Source organism: Streptomyces maremycinicus, from assembly GCF_001184025.1.
GTDB classification, from domain to species: Bacteria; Actinomycetota; Actinomycetes; order Streptomycetales; family Streptomycetaceae; genus Streptomyces; species Streptomyces maremycinicus.
Genome location: NZ_BBYG01000009.1, coordinates 516,903 through 537,038, shown reverse-complemented (window position 1 = coordinate 537,038; position 20,136 = coordinate 516,903). Strand labels below are relative to the sequence as shown.

11 protein-coding genes are annotated in these 20,136 nt (G+C 71.7%); 8 read left to right on the top strand and 3 right to left on the bottom strand.

Going from position 1 to position 20,136, the window contains the following annotated elements; all coding sequences use genetic code 11:
• Positions 1–76 precede the first annotated feature (76 nt).
• The 8 genes from AOQ37_RS06870 (at position 77) to fxsT (AOQ37_RS06835) (ending at position 13,981) form a co-directional block, all read left to right on the top strand.
• Entirely contained in the window at positions 77–1,192 is a 1,116-nt protein-coding gene (locus AOQ37_RS06870; protein ID WP_062642208.1) for an FxsB family cyclophane-forming radical SAM/SPASM peptide maturase, read from the top strand.
• Positions 1,192–2,634, top strand: coding sequence for an aKG-HExxH-type peptide beta-hydroxylase (locus AOQ37_RS06865; RefSeq protein WP_063781129.1), 1,443 nt, complete (start codon positions 1,192–1,194; stop codon positions 2,632–2,634). The genes AOQ37_RS06870 and AOQ37_RS06865 overlap by 1 nt, the downstream gene beginning before the upstream one ends.
• Positions 2,635–2,788: 154 nt before the next feature.
• The gene (gene fxsT, locus AOQ37_RS06860; RefSeq protein WP_062642203.1) at positions 2,789–5,800 is read left to right on the top strand and encodes an FxSxx-COOH system tetratricopeptide repeat protein; all 3,012 of its coding nucleotides are present in this window, start codon (positions 2,789–2,791) and stop codon (positions 5,798–5,800) included.
• Positions 5,801–5,913: 113 nt separating this feature from the next.
• Positions 5,914–6,303, top strand: coding sequence for a CU044_2847 family protein (locus AOQ37_RS06855; RefSeq protein ID WP_234436827.1), 390 nt, complete (start codon positions 5,914–5,916; stop codon positions 6,301–6,303).
• Positions 6,300–7,232 (top strand): AAA family ATPase, encoded by a 933-nt coding sequence (locus AOQ37_RS06850; RefSeq protein ID WP_062642201.1) that lies wholly within the window; start codon positions 6,300–6,302, stop codon positions 7,230–7,232. The genes AOQ37_RS06855 and AOQ37_RS06850 overlap by 4 nt, the downstream gene beginning before the upstream one ends.
• 8 nt (positions 7,233–7,240) lie before the next feature.
• Positions 7,241–9,109: a hypothetical protein gene (locus AOQ37_RS06845; RefSeq protein ID WP_062642199.1), complete on the top strand. Its 1,869-nt coding sequence runs from the start codon at positions 7,241–7,243 to the stop codon at positions 9,107–9,109.
• Positions 9,099–10,409 carry a CHAT domain-containing protein gene (locus AOQ37_RS06840; protein WP_107085120.1) on the top strand — a complete coding sequence of 437 codons (1,311 nt, stop codon included), beginning with the start codon at positions 9,099–9,101 and terminating at the stop codon, positions 10,407–10,409. Before AOQ37_RS06845 ends, AOQ37_RS06840 begins: the two co-directional genes overlap by 11 nt.
• A gap of 581 nt (positions 10,410–10,990) precedes the next feature.
• A complete protein-coding gene (gene fxsT / locus AOQ37_RS06835; RefSeq protein WP_062642509.1) occupies positions 10,991–13,981 on the top strand; it encodes an FxSxx-COOH system tetratricopeptide repeat protein in 2,991 nt (996 codons plus the stop codon).
• A gap of 100 nt (positions 13,982–14,081) precedes the next feature.
• Here the strand turns inward: fxsT (AOQ37_RS06835) and AOQ37_RS06830 are convergent, their stop codons facing one another.
• From AOQ37_RS06830 to AOQ37_RS06820, 3 genes are all read right to left on the bottom strand, one after another.
• Positions 14,082–17,903, bottom strand: a complete 3,822-nt coding sequence (locus tag AOQ37_RS06830) for a multifunctional oxoglutarate decarboxylase/oxoglutarate dehydrogenase thiamine pyrophosphate-binding subunit/dihydrolipoyllysine-residue succinyltransferase subunit (protein WP_062642197.1) — start codon at positions 17,901–17,903, stop codon at positions 14,082–14,084.
• Between the two features lie 302 nt (positions 17,904–18,205).
• The gene (locus tag AOQ37_RS06825) at positions 18,206–19,309 is read right to left on the bottom strand and encodes a sensor histidine kinase (RefSeq protein ID WP_062642195.1); all 1,104 of its coding nucleotides are present in this window, start codon (positions 19,307–19,309) and stop codon (positions 18,206–18,208) included.
• A complete protein-coding gene (locus AOQ37_RS06820; RefSeq protein ID WP_020130720.1) occupies positions 19,306–20,046 on the bottom strand; it encodes a response regulator transcription factor in 741 nt (246 codons plus the stop codon). The genes AOQ37_RS06825 and AOQ37_RS06820 overlap by 4 nt, the downstream gene beginning before the upstream one ends.
• Positions 20,047–20,136 lie beyond the last annotated feature (90 nt).

Below are 20,136 nucleotides of genomic sequence, written 5' to 3'. Positions count from 1 at the left end.
GCATGGGGGTGCTGGAGTGTCTGGAGGGGCGGCCGCCGGTGAAGCCCCCTACCCTTTCCGGCAGTTCATCATCAAAATGCACGGCCGCTGCAATCTCGCCTGCACCTACTGCTATCTCTACGAGGGCCCCGACAGCACCTGGCGCGCCCGTCCCCCCGCGGCCTCCGCCGACGTACTGGACGCCGTCGCGACCCGTATCGCCGAGCACGCGCTGGCGCACCGTCTGACAGCGCTCTCCCTCGTGTTGCACGGCGGCGAACCCCTGCTGGCCGGTGCCCGGACACTGGCCCGCTTCACGGCTCTCGTCCGTGACCGCGTCCCGGACGACTGCGCGGTCCACGCGGTCGTGCAGACCAACGCCACCCTGCTCACCCCGGAACGCCTGCGCACGCTGGCCGGGGAAGACATCCGGGTCGGCGTGAGCCTCGACGGAGGCCTGGGGGAGCACAACGCACGCCGGGTGGACCATGCCGGCCGTCCCGCATGGCCCGCCGCGGCCCGGGGCGCCCGGCTCCTCGCCGAGCGGTTTCCGCAGTCGTACGCCGGAGTGCTGACCGTCGTCGACCCCACGCTGGACCCCGTGGCGACGTACGAGTCGCTGCTCGTTCTGCGCCCGCCCACGCTCGACCTGCTCCTGCCGCACGGCAACTGGTCCGCCCCGCCCCCGCGGCAGGCCGGTGCCCGCCACGGGGAGTGGCTGTGCCGGGTGTTCGACCGCTGGTGGGCGGCAGGGCGGCGGGAGACGAGGGTCCGGCTGTTCGAGGAGTGCCTCGGCCTGCTGCTGGGACTTCCGACGGCCACCGAGTCGCTGGGGCTGACCCCGTTCGACGCGGTGGTCGTCGAGACCGACGGTTCCATCGAACAGGTGGACTCCCTGAAGTCCGCGTACGACGGAGCGGCACGGACCGGTCTGGACGTGTTCCGGCACGGCTTCGACGACGCGCTGCGGCATCCGGCGGTGGCCGCACGCCAGACGGGAACCTCCGCCCTCGCGGAGCAGTGCCTGGCCTGCCCCCTGCTGACGGTGTGCGGCGGCGGCCACTACGCCCACCGCTACCGGGCGGGCCATGGCTTCCGCAACCCCTCCGTGTACTGCTCCGACCTCCAGCTCTTCATCCGCCATGCGGCCGGGCGACTCCACCAGGACGCGGCTCTCGCCGTTGCGGCCTCTCGCGAAGGGGGAACCCCGTGATCCTTTCGGAGGTCCCGGACAGCGTTCTCGTCGACCTCGGCCGCACCGGCGCCGGGCCCGACACCCTGGCGCTCCTGGTGCGCGATCAGGACACCCGGCGGCTCCTGGTGCTCCGTGCCGTGCTGGAGGCCGCCGAGGAGGCCCCGCCCCGGCTCTGTTCGGCCGAACAGAAGGCACGGTTGCGGGAGGACTGGGCACTGCTGGCGGAGGCGGACCGCAGGACGGCGACGGGCGATCCGGCCCCGCCCGCCCCTGCCCGGGCCCGCCTCCTGTACCCCCTGACCGGCGCCTGGGGCTGGCGTTGCCTGCGCGGGCTCACGGGGGGAAGCGACCCGTCGCCGGCCGGGGAAGCCCGACGCGTGCGCCGACTCGCCCGCGACCTGGCCCATTTCAGCGCGCTCGCCGCCGCCGTCGCCGTCCGCGCCGGAGTGCCCTTCGCCGTCCGGCTGACCGCCTACGACGGGGAACTGGTCCTGCCGTCGCTCGGCGCGCTGCACACCGCCGAGAGGAGCGACACGGAGATCGAGGCCCGGTTCGACGCCGAGCGGCTGACCCTCGGTCAACCCCTCGCGCCGGACGTCGGCGTACATCCGGAGCACGGATTCGGCGCCTGGTCCGGCTCACTCGCGTGGACATCGGCGTACGCACTGCCGGGACTGCTGCCCGGTACCGCCGCCATGCCCCTGGACGACCTCGACCCCTACCGCACGGTCCGCGATCCCCGCCACAGCGCGCTGAGCGGACCTACGACGCTCGACAACGCGGAGCGAAAACACTGGCTGCATACCTGGTCCGGCACCGCCGCGGCCCTGCGTTCGGGCGGAGAGCACCGGGTCACGGAGGCGATGACCCTGCTGCGGTGCCTGGTGCCGCTGGCCTCCCCGCCGGGGTCCACCGCGTCCGGGCACGGCAGTTGCAGCGCCACCCGGCGCGAGGCGTTCGGCGCCCTCCTCAGCAGCGCCCCGCCCGACCCGGTGACCTTCGCGGCCACGCTCGTGCACGAGTTGCACCACGCCAAGCTGGCGGCCCTCTCCGACATGACGCCCTTGCACCGCTCGTCCCCCGCCGAGACGCACTTCGCCCCGTGGCGGCCGGATCCGCGGCCCTACGACGGCCTGCTGCAAGGCGCCTACTCCCACCTGGCGATCGCGGACTACTACCAGCGCCGTGCGCTCGCGCCGGACACCGTGCACCGCGAACCGGCCTGGGCCCAGCACGCCCGCTACCGCGTCCAGGTGGGCGCGGTGCTGCCCGCGCTGGTCGCCTCACCCGATCTCACCGTCCGGGGCCGCCGGTTCGTGGACGAGATGGTCGCCGCCTACGAGCGCATGGGTGCACATCCCGCGTCCCGGGGCCACACGGCCCGTGCCCAGGCGTACGTGAACGCCGCCCGCACCTTGTGGCGGCAACGCCACACCTTCGCCCGGCGACCGAACGAGTGAGGGGTTCGTACGTGAGTGAGGATTCGGGCCCGCCGCCCCCGTCTGTTGCGCAAAGATCGTTGGGCCTGAGGGCGCGCTCCTCCGGTCCGGGGACCTTACGAGCGCGGCGCTGAGGTTCTACGATTTCTTGGGATTACGCGCTGGAGGCCGCCGCATGACTGGAGCCCGCACGACGGTCAGGTCAACCGAGAGGGGGGCCTCGAGGGAGGCGGTCACCATCCACTTCGCCGGCTTCAACCGGGCCTGGGCGGCCTGGATCGGGGACCGGTTGGAGCGACGCGGGGTGCGGGTGGTGTTCCTGCGCTGGGACTCGCCCGCCGATGTTCCGCTGGTGGATCTGCTGCGTGACCTGAAGCTCGCGGAGGGCCGGATCCTCATCCTGGTCAGCGAGTGGTACTTCCAACTGGGCCCGCGCACCCACGAGGAATGGAACGTGGCTCTGCGTGAAGTCGTGGCTCCGGATCCGTCCCGCTTCGTGGCCGTGTCCGTCACCGCCGCGCCGGTTCCGTCGGCCACCGCGGTGCTCGCCCCCGTGAACCTCACCAACATGGGCGCCGAGGAGGCCGAGCGGCGTCTGCTGGACCGGCTGGACCTGCCCTACGACTCCTCCGCGCAGCAGACCGAGGACCCCGGGCGCGGTCCCCGTTTCCCGGCCTCGATGCCCGAGGTGTGGGGTGGCGTGCCGCGCCGCAACACGCGTTTCACCGGTCGTGAGTCGTTGCTCAACGACGCGTACCACCTGCTCCAGGGCGCGGAGCCGGGCGCGGGTGTGGTGACCTTCTACGGCATGTCCGGGGTGGGCAAGACCCAGATGGCCGCCGAGTACGTCTACCGGTTCGGCTCCGAGTACGACGTCGTGTGGTGGGTCAACGCCGAGAAACGCGTGACCTACCGACGACTGCTGGCCGAACTCGCCCCGAAACTGGGCCTTCAGACCGGCCAGGAGTACGGCGAACGGCTGCGTGCCGTGCGTGATTCACTGCGCCGTGGCGACCCGTTCGGGCGCTGGCTGCTGATCCTCGACGGCGCGGACGAACCCGACCAGATCTGGGACCTGGTGCCGACCGGCCCCGGCCACGTCATCATCACCTCCCGCAATCCGGAATGGACCGAGCACAACAGCAAGCTGCTGGAGGTGCCCGTCTACGCCCGAGACGAGTCGGTGGCGTTCATCCGGCGCCGCGCCCCGCGGCTGACGGAGGTGGAGGCCGACCAGCTCGCCGACGCGCTGGAGGACCTGCCGCTGCTGCTGGACCAGACGGCGGGCTGGCTCAACGACTCCGATCTCTCGGTCCGGGAGTACATCGCCCTGCTGGACGGCGGTATCGACGGCGACGTGGTGAAGGTGTCCGCGGACTTCCCGCTCGCCTTCCAGACCGCCTGGTCGATACTGCTGAACAAGCTCCGCGAGACCGTCCCGGAGTCGGTGGACCTGCTGCGGCTGTGCACGTTCTTCGCCCCCGGCTTCATCCCCGTCCGCCTGCTGCGCGAGATGTCCAGCGACCAGCTGCCCGAACAACTCGCCGGACTGCTCAACGACCCCCTGCTGTGGAACAAGGCGATCAACCAGCTCCGCCAGTACTCCGTGGTACGTCTGGAGTCGCACGAGTCGGCCGGCGACGAGGGAACCGCTTCCGGGGAGTCGCTGTACCTGCACCGCATGGTCCACCAGATCGTGCACAAGGACATGCCGGACGAGGACCGCAAGGAGTTCATCGAGGTCGTACGCCAAGCCCTCGCCGCCGCCGACCCGCGCCGCCCCACCGACCCCGACCTCTGGCCGGGATACGCCGAGATCGTGCCGCACCTGAAGTACGCGGACGTGCTGATGACCCAGGACCCGGGCGTCCAGCGACTGGTCTTCAACTGCCTGCGCTACATGTACTTCTCCGGCGAGTACAACGCCGGCATCAAGCTCGGCGAGCGCGCGATGGCCGCCTGGCGCGGGCTGCTCGGCCCGGTCCACCCCCGGATCTGGGAGCTGACCTACCACTACACCAACCTCCTGCGCGCCGTCGGCGACTACACGCGCACCGAGGCCCTCAGCCGTGCGGCCTCCGAGCACCTGAAGGCCGAGCGCGGCCCCCAGGACCTCGAGCATCTGCGCGCGGCCGGCGGCCTCGCCGCCGACCTGCGCGGCCTGGCACGCTACGACGAGGCGCTGGAACTCTCCCGCTGGGTCCTGGTGGCCTACCGCGACCTGCTGGGCGAACAGGACTCACGGAGCCTGAACTCGCTGAACAACCTGGCCGTCTCACTGCGGTTGCTCGGGCGCTACCAGGAGGCCCTGGACCACGACCGGCAGACGATGGAGGCCCGGCGCCAGCTGCTGCGGGCCCGTCATCCGTGGACGCTCGGCTCCGAGATCTCCTACGCCATCGACCTGCGGCTGCTGGGCCGCTACACCGAGGCCGAATCGATCCAGACCCGCAACGTCCGCGAGAACCGCATCGTGATGGGCGAGGACAACCCGCAGACCCTGCGAGCCGAGTACAACCTCGCGCTCTGCCAATACCGGGGCGGAAACCGGGAAGAGGCGGGACGGATCCTGACCCGGGTGCTGGAGCGGGGCGAGCGCGTGCTGGGCGAGACGGACCCGGTGACGCTGATCTTCGCCTCCGCCCAGAGCTGCTTCACCCGCGAGCACGGCGACATCGACCAGGCCCGCGAACTCAGCGAGGCCGTCGGGGCCCGCTACGAGGTGATGCTCGCCGAGGGACACCCCTTCATCGCCGGGGCCCGCTCCAACCAGGCGCTGATCCTGCGCAACGTCGGTGAACGGGACCACGCGCACGTCCTCGTGGAACAGGCGCTGGCGGACATGACCACGGCGGTGGGGGAGAGCCACCCCTGGACCCTGGGCTGCGCGCTCAACGCCACCGCCCTGCGCAACCTCGTCGGGGACACCGAGGGAGCGGCCGCGCTCAGCAGGGAAACGGTGACCCGGGCCATCGAATCGCTCGGGCGCACCCATCCGCTGACCCTCTCGGCCCGGATCGCGCACGCGGCCGACCTGCGCGGACTGCGGGACCGCCGACAGGCGGAGAAGGTCGAACTGGAGGCGCTGTCCGATCTCGAGGCGACGCTGGGCAAACAGCATGTGCACACGATCTCGGCCCGTTCCCGCCACCGCCCGTTCTGGGACTTCGAGCCCCAGACGACCTGACGTGCGGCTCGCGCCGAGCGAGCCGCAACGGCGCGCATAATCCCGGCGCACCGGGGAAAGTACCGGGTCTGTCAACCTGCCCGAAACACAGGTGAGTTGAACCGGGGGGACGTGTGGCGATCTTAGTCGGGCCCGTCGCGGGGGACGCGGACGGGCCCATCCCGGTCGAGGTCGGAACGGACGCGGACGACGGCCTGGACCAGGTGTACGGCGACGAGGAGACCCGCGACGGGCCGTCCGGGCGAGTCGTCCGCGTCGCCCGCGCCGTCTACGCCGACGGTCTGGACCTCGCCCGCCGCTGCGCCGTGCAGGCGGTGCGGCGGTTCGGGGAACTCCCGGAGAGCGAGCGGCCCGACGAGATCGAGTTGCAGCTCTCCATCAGGATGGACGCCGGGCTGGCGACCGTGGTCAAGAGCGGGGCGGAGGCCCAGCTCCAGTTCACGTTCCGCTGGCAGCCAGGACGCACCGGGTCCGACGGCGCCGGACCGGGGACGGCGCGGTGAGCCACGCCGCGAGCGGCGTGCACATCCTGCCCTACTCACGCGTGGTGGGGCAGGACGAGCTCAAGCTCGCACTGGAACTCAACCACCTCGTGCCCCGCATCGGCGGTGTCCTGATGGCCGGTTCCCGCGGCACCGCCAAGTCCACTCTCGTACGGGCCTTCGCCCTCATGGCCCAAAGCGAACTGCCCGTCACCCTCCCCATCAACGCCACCGACGACCGCGTCCTCGGCGGCTGGGAGATCGACGCGCTCATCCGGGGCGAGGCACGCCCCCAGCAGGGGCTCCTGGAGGACGCGGCCATCAGCGGGATGCTCTACATCGACGAGGTCAACCTCCTCGAGGACCACCTCATCAACGTCATCCTCGATGTCGTCTCCACCGGTGTGCTGTCCGTGCAACGCGAGGGCCTCGCCACCGCCAAGCACATCGCGTTCGGTCTCGTCGGCACCATGAACCCCGAAGAGGGAGGCCTGCGACCGCAGTTGCTCGACCGGTTCGGTCTGATGGTCACCGCCGAGCGTCTGGACGTGGACGCACGCCACCGGCTGATCCGCACGGTGCTCGACTTCGAGGAGGAGCTGGGCAAGACCGGCTCCGACTGGCTGGCCGCCGCGGCGCGGGACGACGCCGCCATCCGGGAGCGGCTGGCGCAGGCCCGGCTCCGGGTCCGGCACATCCCGGTACCCGACACGGTCGTACGGCTCTGCGCCCAGGCCGCCGAGAGGCTGGAGAGCGTGGGGCAGCGGGGCGAGATCGTGGCCACCCTCGCTGCCCGCGCGCTGGCCGCCCGCGAAGGCGCGGACGTGGTGGAGCCACGGCACCTTCAGCGGGTGCTCCCCATGGCGCTGCGGCACCGGCGGCCGGAGAGCACGTTCGAGTGGGGCGTCGAGGACGAGGACCGTGTCAAGGACCTCTTCGAAGAGGTCTGAGTCCGTCCATGGCCATCCCTCCGCCCCCCGACGCCCCGCCCGCGGCCGGCTTCGGGGCCCAGGAACCGGACGACCCGGTTCTGCGCCTGACCCGGCTGCTGGCCTGCGCGGCAGCCGACCCCGCCCTGGCCGGAGTCCTCCTCTTCGATCTGGATCCGCAGCTGACCGACTCCGTCGCCCTGCTGTTCGCGGCAGCGCTCGGTGGCGCCGGGCCGCTGCTCATGCTCGGGGCCCAGACCCGGGACGAGGACCTGTGGACCCGGGCCAGGCTGCGGCAGGCCGGCGGTCGCGTCTCGGTCAGCACGCATCCCGGCCCGCTGATCGAGACGGACGGCCGCGAAGGACCGCCGCAACTGGTGGTGGTCCCCGACCTGACCAGGCTGAGCGTCGCCGGGATGCGCGCCGCCGTCCAACTCCTGGGCGCCGAGGTCGCGGTGGTCGAGCACACCGGACTCCGGCACATCGCCCGCCCCCGGGCGCGCTGGCTCGCCGTCTGCCGTTCGGCCGACGCCGGGCGGCTCAGCCCGCACCTGCTGGACCGGTTCGCCCTGCGGGTGTCCATGGCCGAGTTGAGAGGTTCCCGGCCTCAGCGGCTCCTGACCCTGCTGCCCTCCGTGAGCGGGGCCGGCGCCGGGCACATCGCCCAGGCGTCCGTCACCGACGGCGCCCTCACCCGGGTGAGGGCTCTGCTGGGTCCCGACACCGGGGTCCGCAGGGAACTCGCGCTGGCCCGCCTCGCCCGCACGCTGGCCTCCCTGGACGGGGACGGCGCGGCGGAGGAACGGCACGCCGACGCGGCGGCCCGGCTCATCGGACTGCCCGTCGCCGGCACACCGGACGGTACGGACCCGGAGCGGGAGCCCCCCGACTCCCCCGGTCCGTCGGGCGCCGACGACCGGAGCGAAGCTCCGCACGACGGGTCCCGTGTCGACCGCGGAGCGACGGAACGCCCCGCAGGTCAGGGCCGTCCGCTGCGGGGGCCCGAGCCGGAGGAGGAGGTCGGGTCCGGTCCCGCGGCCGTCCACGGCACCCCGTTCCCGGAGGACGAGGTGAGCGTGCCGCGCGACTTCGCCCCGCTGCGCAACCTCTGGCAGCGCACCATGGGACCGGCCGCGACCCGCGGCGCGGTGGTCGGCAGCCGCAGGGCCAAGGACCTGCGCGACCTCGCCTACGTGGCCACCGTGCGGGAAGCGGCCGTCCACCAGCGCGTGCGGCGGACGGACCGGTTCACCATCGCGCCCGTCGACCTGCGCAGCCACCTGCGTGCCGGGGCCTCCGAACGCCTGCTGGTGCTGCTGCTGGACCACACGTGCCGCGACGACGCGTGGGACTGGGCGGAGGCGCTCACCCCGTTCTTGCAGTGGGCCTACACCGGGCGGGCAGCCGTGCAGGTGATCGAGGTCGGGGGCGCCGACGCGACACACGAACTGAAGGCGGACTCCTTCGCCGCGCGCAATGTGCTCGATCCACGGGTCCTCGCCGCGCTGTACCGCCCCGCCGGCCGGGCGACCCCTCTCGCCCACGGCATCCAGGAGGCGGCCCGGATCCTGCGCGCCGCCTTCCAGCAGCACGGCAGCGCCCTGGCCGAGGCCTGGCTGGTCGTCGTCACCGACGGCCGGGGAAACGTGCCGCTCACGGCCGGTCGGGGCGGCCGGCCAGCCGGACACGTGGGCGCGGCGGGCGTCGAGGATGCCCTGAAGGCCGCCGCGCGGATCGGTGCCATGGACAGGACGAGGGTACGGGCGGCCGTCGTGGACCCGGCCCGGGAGCCCTACGGCAGCCTGCCCTTCCGGCTGGCCGACGCGCTGGGCGCCACGGTCGTCGCGGGACGCCCGGCCCCCAGGACGCACGAGTCGGGGGTGCCGGATGAGCGGTGAGCAGCAACCGCGCCCTCCGTGGCAGCAGGTACCGGCCCTGCTGTCCAAGGTGCCCCGGATCGCCGCCGTGACGCGGCGCAGGACGAGGGACGTGCCCCCGTCCGGCGGCCCCTCCGGTCCCCCGGCCGGCCTGGGCGGGAACGACGCCCGGCTCGGCAGCCGACTGGAGGAGGGGCTCGCCGTACTGCACGTGCAGCGAGCCCTGGGCGCCGACGGCGGAGCCGGCTACCGGTTGCTCGGGTGGTGCGGCGACCTCAAGGTGTCCTGCCCCGCCGGCCCCACCCGGCGCGCGGCACCGGCCGTCAGCCTCGCCAACCTGCGCCAGGAGGGCGGTGCCTACCCTTCGGAGGTACTGCGCGCCATCAGACTGTGGTCGGGCAACCAGCCCGAACTGGTGCGTTGGATCAACCTGATCCGCGCCCGCCACGGTGACGGACTGCGCCTGATCGTCTGCGACGACACCGGATACGAACTGCCGTGGGAACTGCTGTGGCTGCCCGCGGACACCGAGAACCGACTGCCGGCGGGACTGCTGGGCGCCCTCGTCGTCATGGTCCGCTGGACGACCGTGCGCGACACCGGCCTCGGCCTGCCGCACCGGGTCGGCGACTTCCACGGCCGGGTCCTCGGCTACCTGCACAAGGACATGGCCGACGACGGCACCGTCTTCGCCCCGTACGCCCACCAACTGCACCTGGAGATGACACCGTTCCTCCAGGCCCTCGACACCCAGGTGGACCGGACGGGCCTGGTCTACCTCGGTTGCCACGGCGGCTACGGCGCGTCCGTCACGCACCTCACGCTGGGCGACCGCACCTGGGCCGAGTTCGACGGCGAGACGATGCGCGTCCTGCGCAGGGACCGCTCGCTGGTCTGCCTCAACGCCTGTCACTCCGGCCGCTTCGTCGACAACAGCGCCCAGGGCGAGGAGGCACTGCGTGGATTCGCCGAGCTGTTCCTGCGCAAAGGGGCGGGGGGCTGCATCGTCACCGCGGGAAAGGTCGGGGACCTCGAAGCCCGGACTCTCGTGAAGCAGTTGATGCACGAGATGGCGGCCCGTCCGCACCATCCGGTCACCCGCACCCTGCGCGACTTCCGGGCTCACGCGGTCGAGGACTTCGGCTCCCTGGCGGACATCCCGAGCGTCCGCAACGACGGCGGGCGGATCGACAGGATCGGTCAGAAACGCGTGCTGCGGCTCCTGTACACCTTCATGTTCCATTTCTACGGGCATCCGGACACGACCTTGCGCCTCTCCGCGGGGGACGTCCGGGCCGCCGGGGGAGGGGAGGGCTGGTGAGCGGCGTCGAGGACCACCGGGAACGGCCGCTTCGGGTCGACCCCGTCGTGGCCTGGCCCCGCACGTGCGAGACCGGATGCGCGTATCTCGTCACCGTGGATCTGCACGGACCCCTGCCCTCATCGGACGGCGCACCCGGCGACTGGCCGTACCACGCCGAGGAGTTCACCTTCTCCGTCGCCCTGGAGGGGGCTCCGTTCTTCGTCTGCTCCGCCCTCGACGAGCCGAGCGTCGTCCTGCACCGCTTCGGCGGGACCTACGGGCCCGCCTGCTTCCAGGTCCTCGCGGGCGAACAGGCGGGAACGGCCTCGCTGTGGCTGACCATCAGCAACCAGTGGGGCGTGCCCGTACGGAAGGCGGAACTGCGGTCGCGGATCCTGGCCGGACGGCAGGTCCGGCCGCCGCACGCTCCCGAGGTGTGGACGACGGGGCCCGTGCGACGGCTGACGGAACCACCGGCCGAGCGGACCGGCCGGGAGCACGGACGCGGGGAACCGGCCGACGGGCGGCCGCGGAACGCCGGACCGTCCCGCGCCCGCCCGTCGGTGCCGGTACCGGTGCCGGTACCGGTGCAGGGGCAGGTGCCCGTCCCCGCGCCGGACGAGCCCCGTGCGTCCACGGACCGGCAGACCCTCACCCTCCACTACGCCGGCTTCAACCGGGCCTGGGCGACCTGGATCGCGGACCGACTGGAGCGGCGCGGGCTGCGGGTGGTACTCCTGCGCTGGGACGCCCCGGCGGGCGTGCCGCTGACGGAGCTGCTGCGTGACCTGCTGCTGGCACCCGGCCAGGTCCTGCTGGTCCTCAGCGAGGGCTACTTCCTCCTGGGTTCCCGTACACGGGAGGAGTGGGACGTGGCACTGCGCGAGGTCGTGGCCCCCGATCCGTCCCGCTTCGCCGCGGTCTCGGTGACCGCCGCTCCGCTCCCCGTGGACGCGGAGGCCCTCGCACCCGCCGTACTGGCCCAGGAGAGCGAGGAGGAGGCCGAACGCAGAGTGCTGAACCGCCTGGGTCTGCCCTGCGAGCCCCTGCCCGAGCCCGCGCGGGGCACCGGGCGGGCGGCCCGCTATCCGGCCGTGCTGCCGGAGGTGTGGGGTGGTGTGCCCCGTCGCAACACGCGCTTCACCGGTCGTGAGTCGCTGCTCAACGAGGCGTACCACCAGCTCCAGGGCGCGGCCCCCGGCGCGGGTGTGGTGACCTTCCACGGCATGTCCGGGACGGGCAAGACGCAGCTGGCGGCCGAGTACGTGTACCGGTTCGGCTCCGAGTACGACGTCGTGTGGTGGGTCAACGCCGGGACCCGGGTGACCTGCCGACGGGCGATGGCGGAGCTGGCGCCGAAGCTGGGCCTGCTGACGGGGCACGAGTACGGGGAGCGGCTGCGCGCCGTGCGTGACGCGCTGCGCCGGGGCGACCCGTTCGGCCGGTGGCTGCTGGTCCTCGACGGCGCGGACGAGCCGGACGAGGTGTGGGATCTGGTGCCGACGGGACCGGGGCACGTGATCATCACCTCGCGCAACCTCACATGGGGCGAGCACAACAGCACGTTGCTGGAGGTTCCGGTCTACGCCCGGGACGAGTCCGTGGCGTTCATCCGGCGCCGGGCGCCGCGGCTGACGCCGGCGGAGGCCGACCAGCTGGCGGTCGCGCTGGAGGATCTGCCGCTGCTGCTCGATCAGACGGCGGCCTGGCTGAACGACTCGGAGCTGTCGGTACGGGAGTACATCGCTCTGCTCGAGGTGGGGCTGGACAGCGCCGTGATCAAGGTGTCGGCGGACTTCCCGGTGGCCTTCCAGACGGCCTGGTCGATCCTGCTGGAGCGACTGCGCCAGAGCCTTCCCGAATCCGTGGCCCTGCTGCGCCTGTGCACCTTCTTCGCCCCCGGGTTCATCCCCGTCCACCTGCTGCGGGAGATGCCGGGCGACGGCCTTCCCGACGCCGTGGAACGCCTCCTGACCGACCCGCTGCTGTGGAACAAGGCGATCAACCAGCTGCGCCGGTACTCCGTGATCCGTATCGAGGCGTACGACGCCGACGCGTCGGGAGAGACCCTCTACCTGCACCGCATGGTCCATCAGATCGTCCACCGGGGCATGCCGGCCGACGTACGCCGGCAGTACCGGGAGGTGGTGCGGTCCGCCCTGGCGGCGGCCGACCCGTGCCTGCCCACCGATCCCGACCTGTGGCCCGGATACGCCGAGATCGTCCCCCACCTGAAGTACGCGGACGTCCTCAGGACCGAGGACCCCGACGTCCAGCGACTGGTCTTCAACTGCCTGCGCTACATGTACTTCTCGGGGGAGTACGCGTCCGGCATCAAGCTCGGCGAACGTGCCCTGAACGCCTGGCGCGCCCTGCTCGGCGAGAACCATCCGCGGCTGTGGGAGCTGACGTACCACTACGCCAACCTGCTGCGCGCGGCCGGGGAGTACCGGCGCACGGCCGAGATCGAGCGGGTGGCCGTCGCGCACCTGCGGGAACAGCGCGGCGAGCGGGACCTCGACTTCCTGCGGGCTCTCGGCGGCCTGGCCGCGGACCTGCGGGGACTGGCCGCCTACGACGAGGCCATGGAACTGTCGGGGCAGGTCCTGGACACCTGTCGCGAACTCGTCGGGGACCGGGACACCAGGACCCTCAACGCGCAGAACAACCTGGCGGTGTCCCTGCGCCTGCTGGGCCGGTACGCGGAAGCCCTGGACGTCGACCGGCGCACCCTGGAGGCGCGGCGCGACCTGCTGCGGACCCGGCACCCCTGGACCCTGTATTCGGAGCTCTCCTGCGCCGTCGGCCTGCGCCTGCTGGGTCGCTACACCGAGGCCGGGTCGATCCAGGCGCGGAACGTGCGGGAGAGCCGCATCGTGATGGGCGAGACCAACCCCCAGACACTCCAGGCCGAGTACAACCTAGCCCTGTGCCGGTACCGCGGAGGGGACCGGCAGGAGGCGGGCCGGATCCTCGCCGGGGTGCTGGAACGCGGTGAGCGGGTACTGGGCGAGGCCCACCCGCTGACCCTGGTCTTCGCCTCCGCCCAGAGCTGCTTCGTCCGCGAGCACGGCGACGTCGACCGGGCGCGGGAGCTGAGCGAGAGCGTCCTTTCCCGCTACGCGGCGTCACTGACCGACGCACACCCGTACACCGCGGGAGCGAGGGCCAACCACGCCCTGGTCCTGCACCGGGTCGGTGAACGCGAGCAGGCCCTGGCGGCCTCCCAGGAGTCGCTGAGGGTGATGACCCGGGCCGTGCGGCAGAACCACCCCTGGGCGCTCGGTTGCGCGGTGAACACCACGGCGCTGCTCAGTTCGGTCGGCGACCACGCCGCCGCGGCGGCGCTCGGCCGGGACACGGTGCGCGGGGCGTCCGCGCGCCTCGGCGGCAGCCACCCGCTGACCCTCGCCGCCCGGATCGCGCTGGCCGCCGACCTCCGGGCGATCGGGCTGCGGGCCGAGGCGGACAAGACGGAGACGGACGCGCTGGCCGAGCTCTCCGCCACCCTCGGCCCGCAGCACCCCGACACGGGTCTGGCCCGCTCCCGCGGGCGCCCGGTCTGGGACTTCGAGCCACAGCCGACCTGAGCCGGCCGGCGCATCGGGCAAAGGGCGAAGGGCCCGCCCCCCGAAACCTCCGGGGGCGGGCCCTTCGCCGTCAGGCGCGTTCGCCAGGTCCGTTCGAGGCTCAGGCCTCGAACACCTCGCGCACCAGCTGCTCCTGCTCCGCCTGGTGTCGCTTGGCCGAGCCGACCGCCGGGGACGAGCCGTGCGGGCGCGAGATGCGGCGCAGGCGCTCGCCGTGCGGCACGTCCGCGCCGACCGCGAGGTCCAGGTGGTCGATCAGGTTCAGGGCGATGAACGGCCAGGCACCCTGGTTGGCCGGCTCCTCCTGGGTCCAGAGGTACTTCTCGGCGTTGGGGTACTTGTTGACCTCCGCCTGGACCTCGGCACCCGGCAGCGGGTACAGCCGCTCGAGGCGGATGATCGCCGTGTCCGTGACGCCGCGCTTCTGACGCTCGGCCTCCAGGTCGTAGTAGACCTTGCCGGCGCAGAAGACGACCTTCTTCACGGCCGCCGGGTCGGTGATCGTGGTGTCGCCGATGACCGGGCGGAACTGGCCGCTCGTGAACTCCTCCGCCTTGGACGCCGCGGCCTTGAGGCGCAGCATCGACTTCGGGGTGAAGACGACCAGCGGCTTGTGGTGCGGGTTGTGCACCTGCCACCGCAGGAGGTGGAAGTAGTTCGACGGGAGCGTGGGCATCGCGACCGTCATGTTGTTCTGGGCGCAGAGCTGGAGGAAGCGCTCGACACGGGCCGAGGAGTGGTCCGGGCCCTGGCCCTCGTAGCCGTGGGGCAGGAGGAGCGTGACACCGCTCGTCTGGCCCCACTTCTGCTCGGCCGCCGAGATGTACTCGTCGACCACGGTCTGCGCGCCGTTGACGAAGTCGCCGAACTGCGCCTCCCACATCACGAGCGCGTCGGGGCGGGCCAGCGAGTAGCCGTACTCGAAGCCCATCACCGCGTACTCGGACAGGAGGGAGTTGTAGACGTTGTAGCGCGCCTGCTCGTCGTTGAGGTACTGGAGCGGGGTGTGCTCCTCGCCCGTCTCGCGGTCGATGAGCACCGCGTGGCGCTGGCCGAAGGTGCCGCGCTGCGAGTCCTGGCCGGACAGCCGGACCGGCGTGCCCTCCAGGAGCAGCGAGCCGACGGCCAGCGTCTCGCCCATGCCCCAGTCGATCGTGCCGTCCTCGACCATCGTCGCCCGGCGCTGGAGCTGCGGCAGCAGACGCGGGTGGACGTGGAAGGAGTCCGGGATGTTGACCTGGGACTCGGCGATGCGCTTGACGACCTCCGCGGAGACGGCGGTGTTCACCGCTACGGGGAAGTTGTCCTGCGGCTCGTGGGAGTCGCCGGCGGCGGGCTGCGCGGTGGCCTCGCGGACCTCCGTGAAGACCTTCTCCAGCTGGCCCTGGTAGTCCTGGAGCGCCTGCTCGGCCTCTTCCAGGGTGATGTCGCCGCGACCGATGAGGGACTCGGTGTACAGCTTGCGCACCGAGCGCTTCTTGTCGATCAGGTCGTACATCAGCGGCTGGGTGAAGGCCGGGTTGTCCGACTCGTTGTGACCGCGGCGGCGGTAGCAGATGAGGTCGATCACCACGTCCTTGTTGAACGCCTGGCGGAACTCGAAGGCCAGCCGCGCGACGCGGACCACGGCCTCCGGGTCGTCGCCGTTCACGTGGAAGATCGGGGCCTCGATCATGCGCGCCACGTCCGTGGCGTACATCGACGAGCGCGAGGACTCCGGGGCGGCGGTGAAGCCGACCTGGTTGTTGATGACGATGTGGACCGTGCCGCCGGTGCGGTAACCGCGCAGCTGCGACATGTTCAGGGTCTCGGCCACGACGCCCTGGCCCGCGAAGGCCGCGTCACCGTGCAGGGCGACCGGCAGGACGGTGAAGTCCGTGCCGCCCTTGTTGATGATGTCCTGCTTGGCGCGGGCGATGCCCTCGATGACCGGGTCGACCGTCTCCAGGTGGGACGGGTTCGCGGCCAGCGAGACCTTGATCTGCTCGCCGTCCAGGCCGGTGAAGGTCCCCTCGGCGCCCAGGTGGTACTTCACGTCGCCGGAGCCGTGCATCGACTTCGGGTCGAGGTTGCCCTCGAACTCGCGGAAGATCTGCGCGTACGACTTGCCGACGATGTTCGCGAGGACGTTCAGCCGGCCGCGGTGGGCCATGCCGATGACGACCTCGTCGAGGCGCGACTCGGCCGCGCTGTCCAGCACCGCGTCGAGCAGCGGGATGACGGACTCGCCGCCCTCCAGGGAGAAGCGCTTCTGGCCGACGTACTTCGTCTGGAGGAAGGTCTCGAAGGCCTCCGCCGCGTTCAGCCGGCGCAGGATGCGCAGCTGCTCCTCGCGCTCCGGCTTGCTGTGCGCGCGCTCGATGCGGTCCTGGATCCAGCGGCGCTGCTTCGGGTCCTGGATGTGCATGAACTCGACGCCGGTGGTGCGGCAGTACGAGTCGCGCAGGACGCCCAGGATGTCGCGCAGCTTCATCAGGGACTTGCCCGCGAAGCCGCCGACCGCGAACTCGCGCTCGAGGTCCCACAGGGTGAGGCCGTGCTCGGTGATGTCCAGGTCGGGGTGCTTGCGCTGGCGGTACTCCAGCGGGTCGGTGTCGGCCATGACGTGGCCGCGGACCCGGTAGGAGTGGATCAGCTCGAAGACCCGGGCGGCCTTGGTGACGTCGTCGTCGTGGCTGGCGTCGATGTCCTTGAGCCAGCGGACCGGCTCGTAGGGGATGCGCAGCGCCTCGAAGATCTCGTCGTAGAAGCCGTTCTCGCCGAGAAGGGCGTTGGCGACGACGCGCAGGAACTCGCCGGAGGCGGCGCCCTGGATGACCCGGTGGTCGTAGGTCGACGTGAGCGTCATGACCTTCGAGATGCCGAGCTTGTTCAGGGTGTCCTGGCTGGTGCCCTGGAACTCCGCCGGGTAGTCCATCGAGCCGACGCCCATGATGACCGACTGTCCGGGCATCAGCCGCGGCACGGAGTGCACGGTGCCGAGGCCGCCGGGGTTGGTCAGGGAGACCGTGACACCGGTGAAGTCGTCCATCGTCAGCTTGCCGTCACGGGCGCGGCGGACGATGTCCTCGTAGGCCTGCCAGAACTCGAAGAAGTTCAGCGTCTCGGCCTTCTTGATGCCGGCCACGACGAGCTGGCGGTCGCCGTTGGGCTTCACCAGGTCGATGGCCAGGCCGAAGTTGACGTGCGGCGGCTTGACGAGGGTGGGCTTCCCGTCCTTCTCCGCGTAGTGCCAGTTCATCGACGGCATGGCCTTGATGGCCTGCACCATCGCGAAGCCGATCAGGTGCGTGAAGGAGATCTTCCCGCCCCGGGCGCGCTTCAGGTGGTTGTTGATGACGATGCGGTTGTCGAACAGCAGCTTCACCGGGACCGCGCGCACGGACGTGGCCGTGGGCAGCTCCAGCGAGGCGTTCATGTTCTTGGCGACCGCGGCGGCGGGGCCGCGCAGCGTCACGAACTCCGGACCCTGCGCGGGCGCGGCCGAGGCGGCGGCGGGCGCGGGCTTCGCGGCGGCCGGCTTGGCGGCCGGGGCCGCCTTAGCCGGAGCAGGTGCGGCGGCGGGTGCGGCGGCCGCGGGCTTCGGGGCCGCGGCCGGCGCGGGGGCCGGTGCGGCGGGAGCCTGGGCGGCGGGCGCCGCCTGGGCCGGAGCGGCCGGTGCGGCGGGCGCCGCGGGCGTGGTGGTCGCTGCGGCCCCCGCGGCCGCAGTACCCGCCGGAGCCGAGGCCGTGGCGGCCCCCGGCTTGTAATCGGCGAAGAAGTCCCACCAGGCACGGTCTACCGAGTTCGGGTCCTGGAGGTACTGCTGATAGATCTCGTCGACGAGCCACTCGTTCGGTCCGAACGCGGCAGCGGGATTCTTGCCCGCTTGGTCTGCGTCGGTCGAGATGCTCGATGCGTTACTGGGGGACTGTGGCGACACGGCGGCAACCGCCCTCTTCCGCTTCACAAGGTGATGGACAGCGGGAATAAAGGCTACGCCCCCTGGAGGGGGAAGGTCAGGCCGGGCCCGTGCATCGTCGCGTAAGTCACATCGGAAAGCGCGTTTCGCGGCTGTAAATGGCGGGAAACAAGCGCGGTTGCACGTCAAAAAGGGTGTGGGGATGCACGTCCCGCACGCTGAGCGTGCGGACCCGTGCCGACCTGGGACGGTCCGCTGCCTGATCACACGTGTCCGCCAGCGCGGACGTCCGTGGATCTTGTGGCTCCGGTGCGAACTTTACGTCAACTTGAGACGGAAGACTCTCCCGGAAGAGTGACAAGAATCCGGCAGCCCCGCTCGGATTCGGCCACTCCGATCCGGCCTCCGTGAAGATCGACCGCCCAGCGGGCGATCGCCAGCCCCAGCCCCGTACCGCCGTCGCTGCCCGGGCCGTGCGGCCGGCTGACGGCTCCCCGGTTGAACCGCTCGAACACGCGGCGCCACTCCGAGCGCGGAATACCGGGCCCCTCGTCCAGGACCTCGATCTCCAGCGACTCCGGCAGCGGCCCGCGGCGCGCCTTCACCGTCACCCGTCCGTGCGGCGGGCTGTGCTTGACCGCGTTGTCGATCAGGTTCGCGACGACCTGGTGGATCCGCTCGGGGTCCGCGTGCGCGGTCAGCTCCGGCGGGGACACGTCCAGGTGCAGATGGACGTCGGTGCGCGTGTGGTTGCCGCCCGAGCCCATCGTGGCGCGCGCCGAGGCGACCATGTTGGCCTCCTTCAGCACCCCGGACAGGTACGGCCACACCTCGAAGCGCCGCCGGCGCAGCGGGACGACGCCGTTGTCGAGGCGGGACAGGTCGAGCAGCGTCTCCACCAGCCGCCCGAGCCGCTCGGTCTGCTTCAGCGCGGTGCGCATCGTCTCGGTGTCCGCCTCGGCGATGCCGTCGACGACGTTCTCCAGGACGGCGCGCAGGCCCGCGATGGGCGTGCGCAGCTCGTGCGAGACGTTGGCCACCAGCTCCTTGCGCTGCCGGTCCTGCGCCTCCAGCTCGTCCGCCATGACGTTGATCGTCTGGGCCAGGTCGCCCAGCTCGTCGCGGCGGTTCTCGCTCACCCGGCGGGTGTAGTCGCCGTGCGAGATGGACCGGGCCACCGTGTTCATCTCGTCCAGCGGCGCGGTGAGCGAATGCGCCACGAACTGCGTGATCAGGAGGGTGGCGATCATCGAGAAGACCGTGATGAAGCGGAGCTCCGTCTTGGTGTGCACCGCGATCATCGACAGACCGGTGGTGATCAGCACCGAGATGACGACCAGCGCACCCAGTTTGGTCTTGATCGAGAACGGGCGTACTCGGCCCCAGGGTTCCCCGGGGCTTCTCGGTCCGTCCGGCCCGGGGCTCATGGCGTCGGGGTCTCCAGCGCGTAGCCCACACCGTGCACCGTGCGGATCCGCTCGGCACCGATCTTCCGCCGCAGCGCCTTGATGTGGCTGTCGACGGTCCGGGTGCCGGAGGCGTCCGCCCAGTCCCAGACCTCCGCGAGGAGCTGCTCACGGGAGAGCACCGCGCGCGGGGTGTTCGCCAGGCAGACCAGCAGGTCGAACTCGGTGGGCGTGAGGTGCACGTCCTCCGAGCGCACCCGCACCCGGCGCTGCGCGTGGTCGATCTCCAGCTCGCCGAGCCGCAGGATCCCGCTGCGCGGGGTCGTCGCCGCGATCGCGGCCCGCTCCACCCGGCGCAGCAGCACGTGCACGCGGGCCGCCAGCTCCCGCATCGAGAACGGCTTGGTCATGTAGTCGTCGGCGCCCACGCCGAGCCCGACCAGCATGTCGGTCTCGTCGTCGCGCGCGGTGAGCATCATCACCGGCACCGGGCGGGAGGCCTGCACGCGACGGCAGACCTCCAGTCCGTCGAAGCCGGGCAGCATGATGTCCAGGATCAGCAGGTCGGGCTGCCAGGCCTCTGCCGTGTCGACGGCCGCCGGGCCGTCGCCCGCCGTTTGCACGAGGAATCCCTCGGCGCGCAGGCGGGCCGCGATGGCGTCGACGATCGTCGGGTCGTCCTCGACCACCAGGACGCGCCGCTGCGCGCCCGGCGTCGCCGTCGCCGTGCTGTTGTGTGCGGTGTGTGTCTGCTCCATCGCCCGCCCCTGAGTGTGCTTTCCGGAACCAGTGGGGTGATCCCTTGTCTGCGCATGACTGCGGTTGACGCGTAAATGATCGGCGTCAGG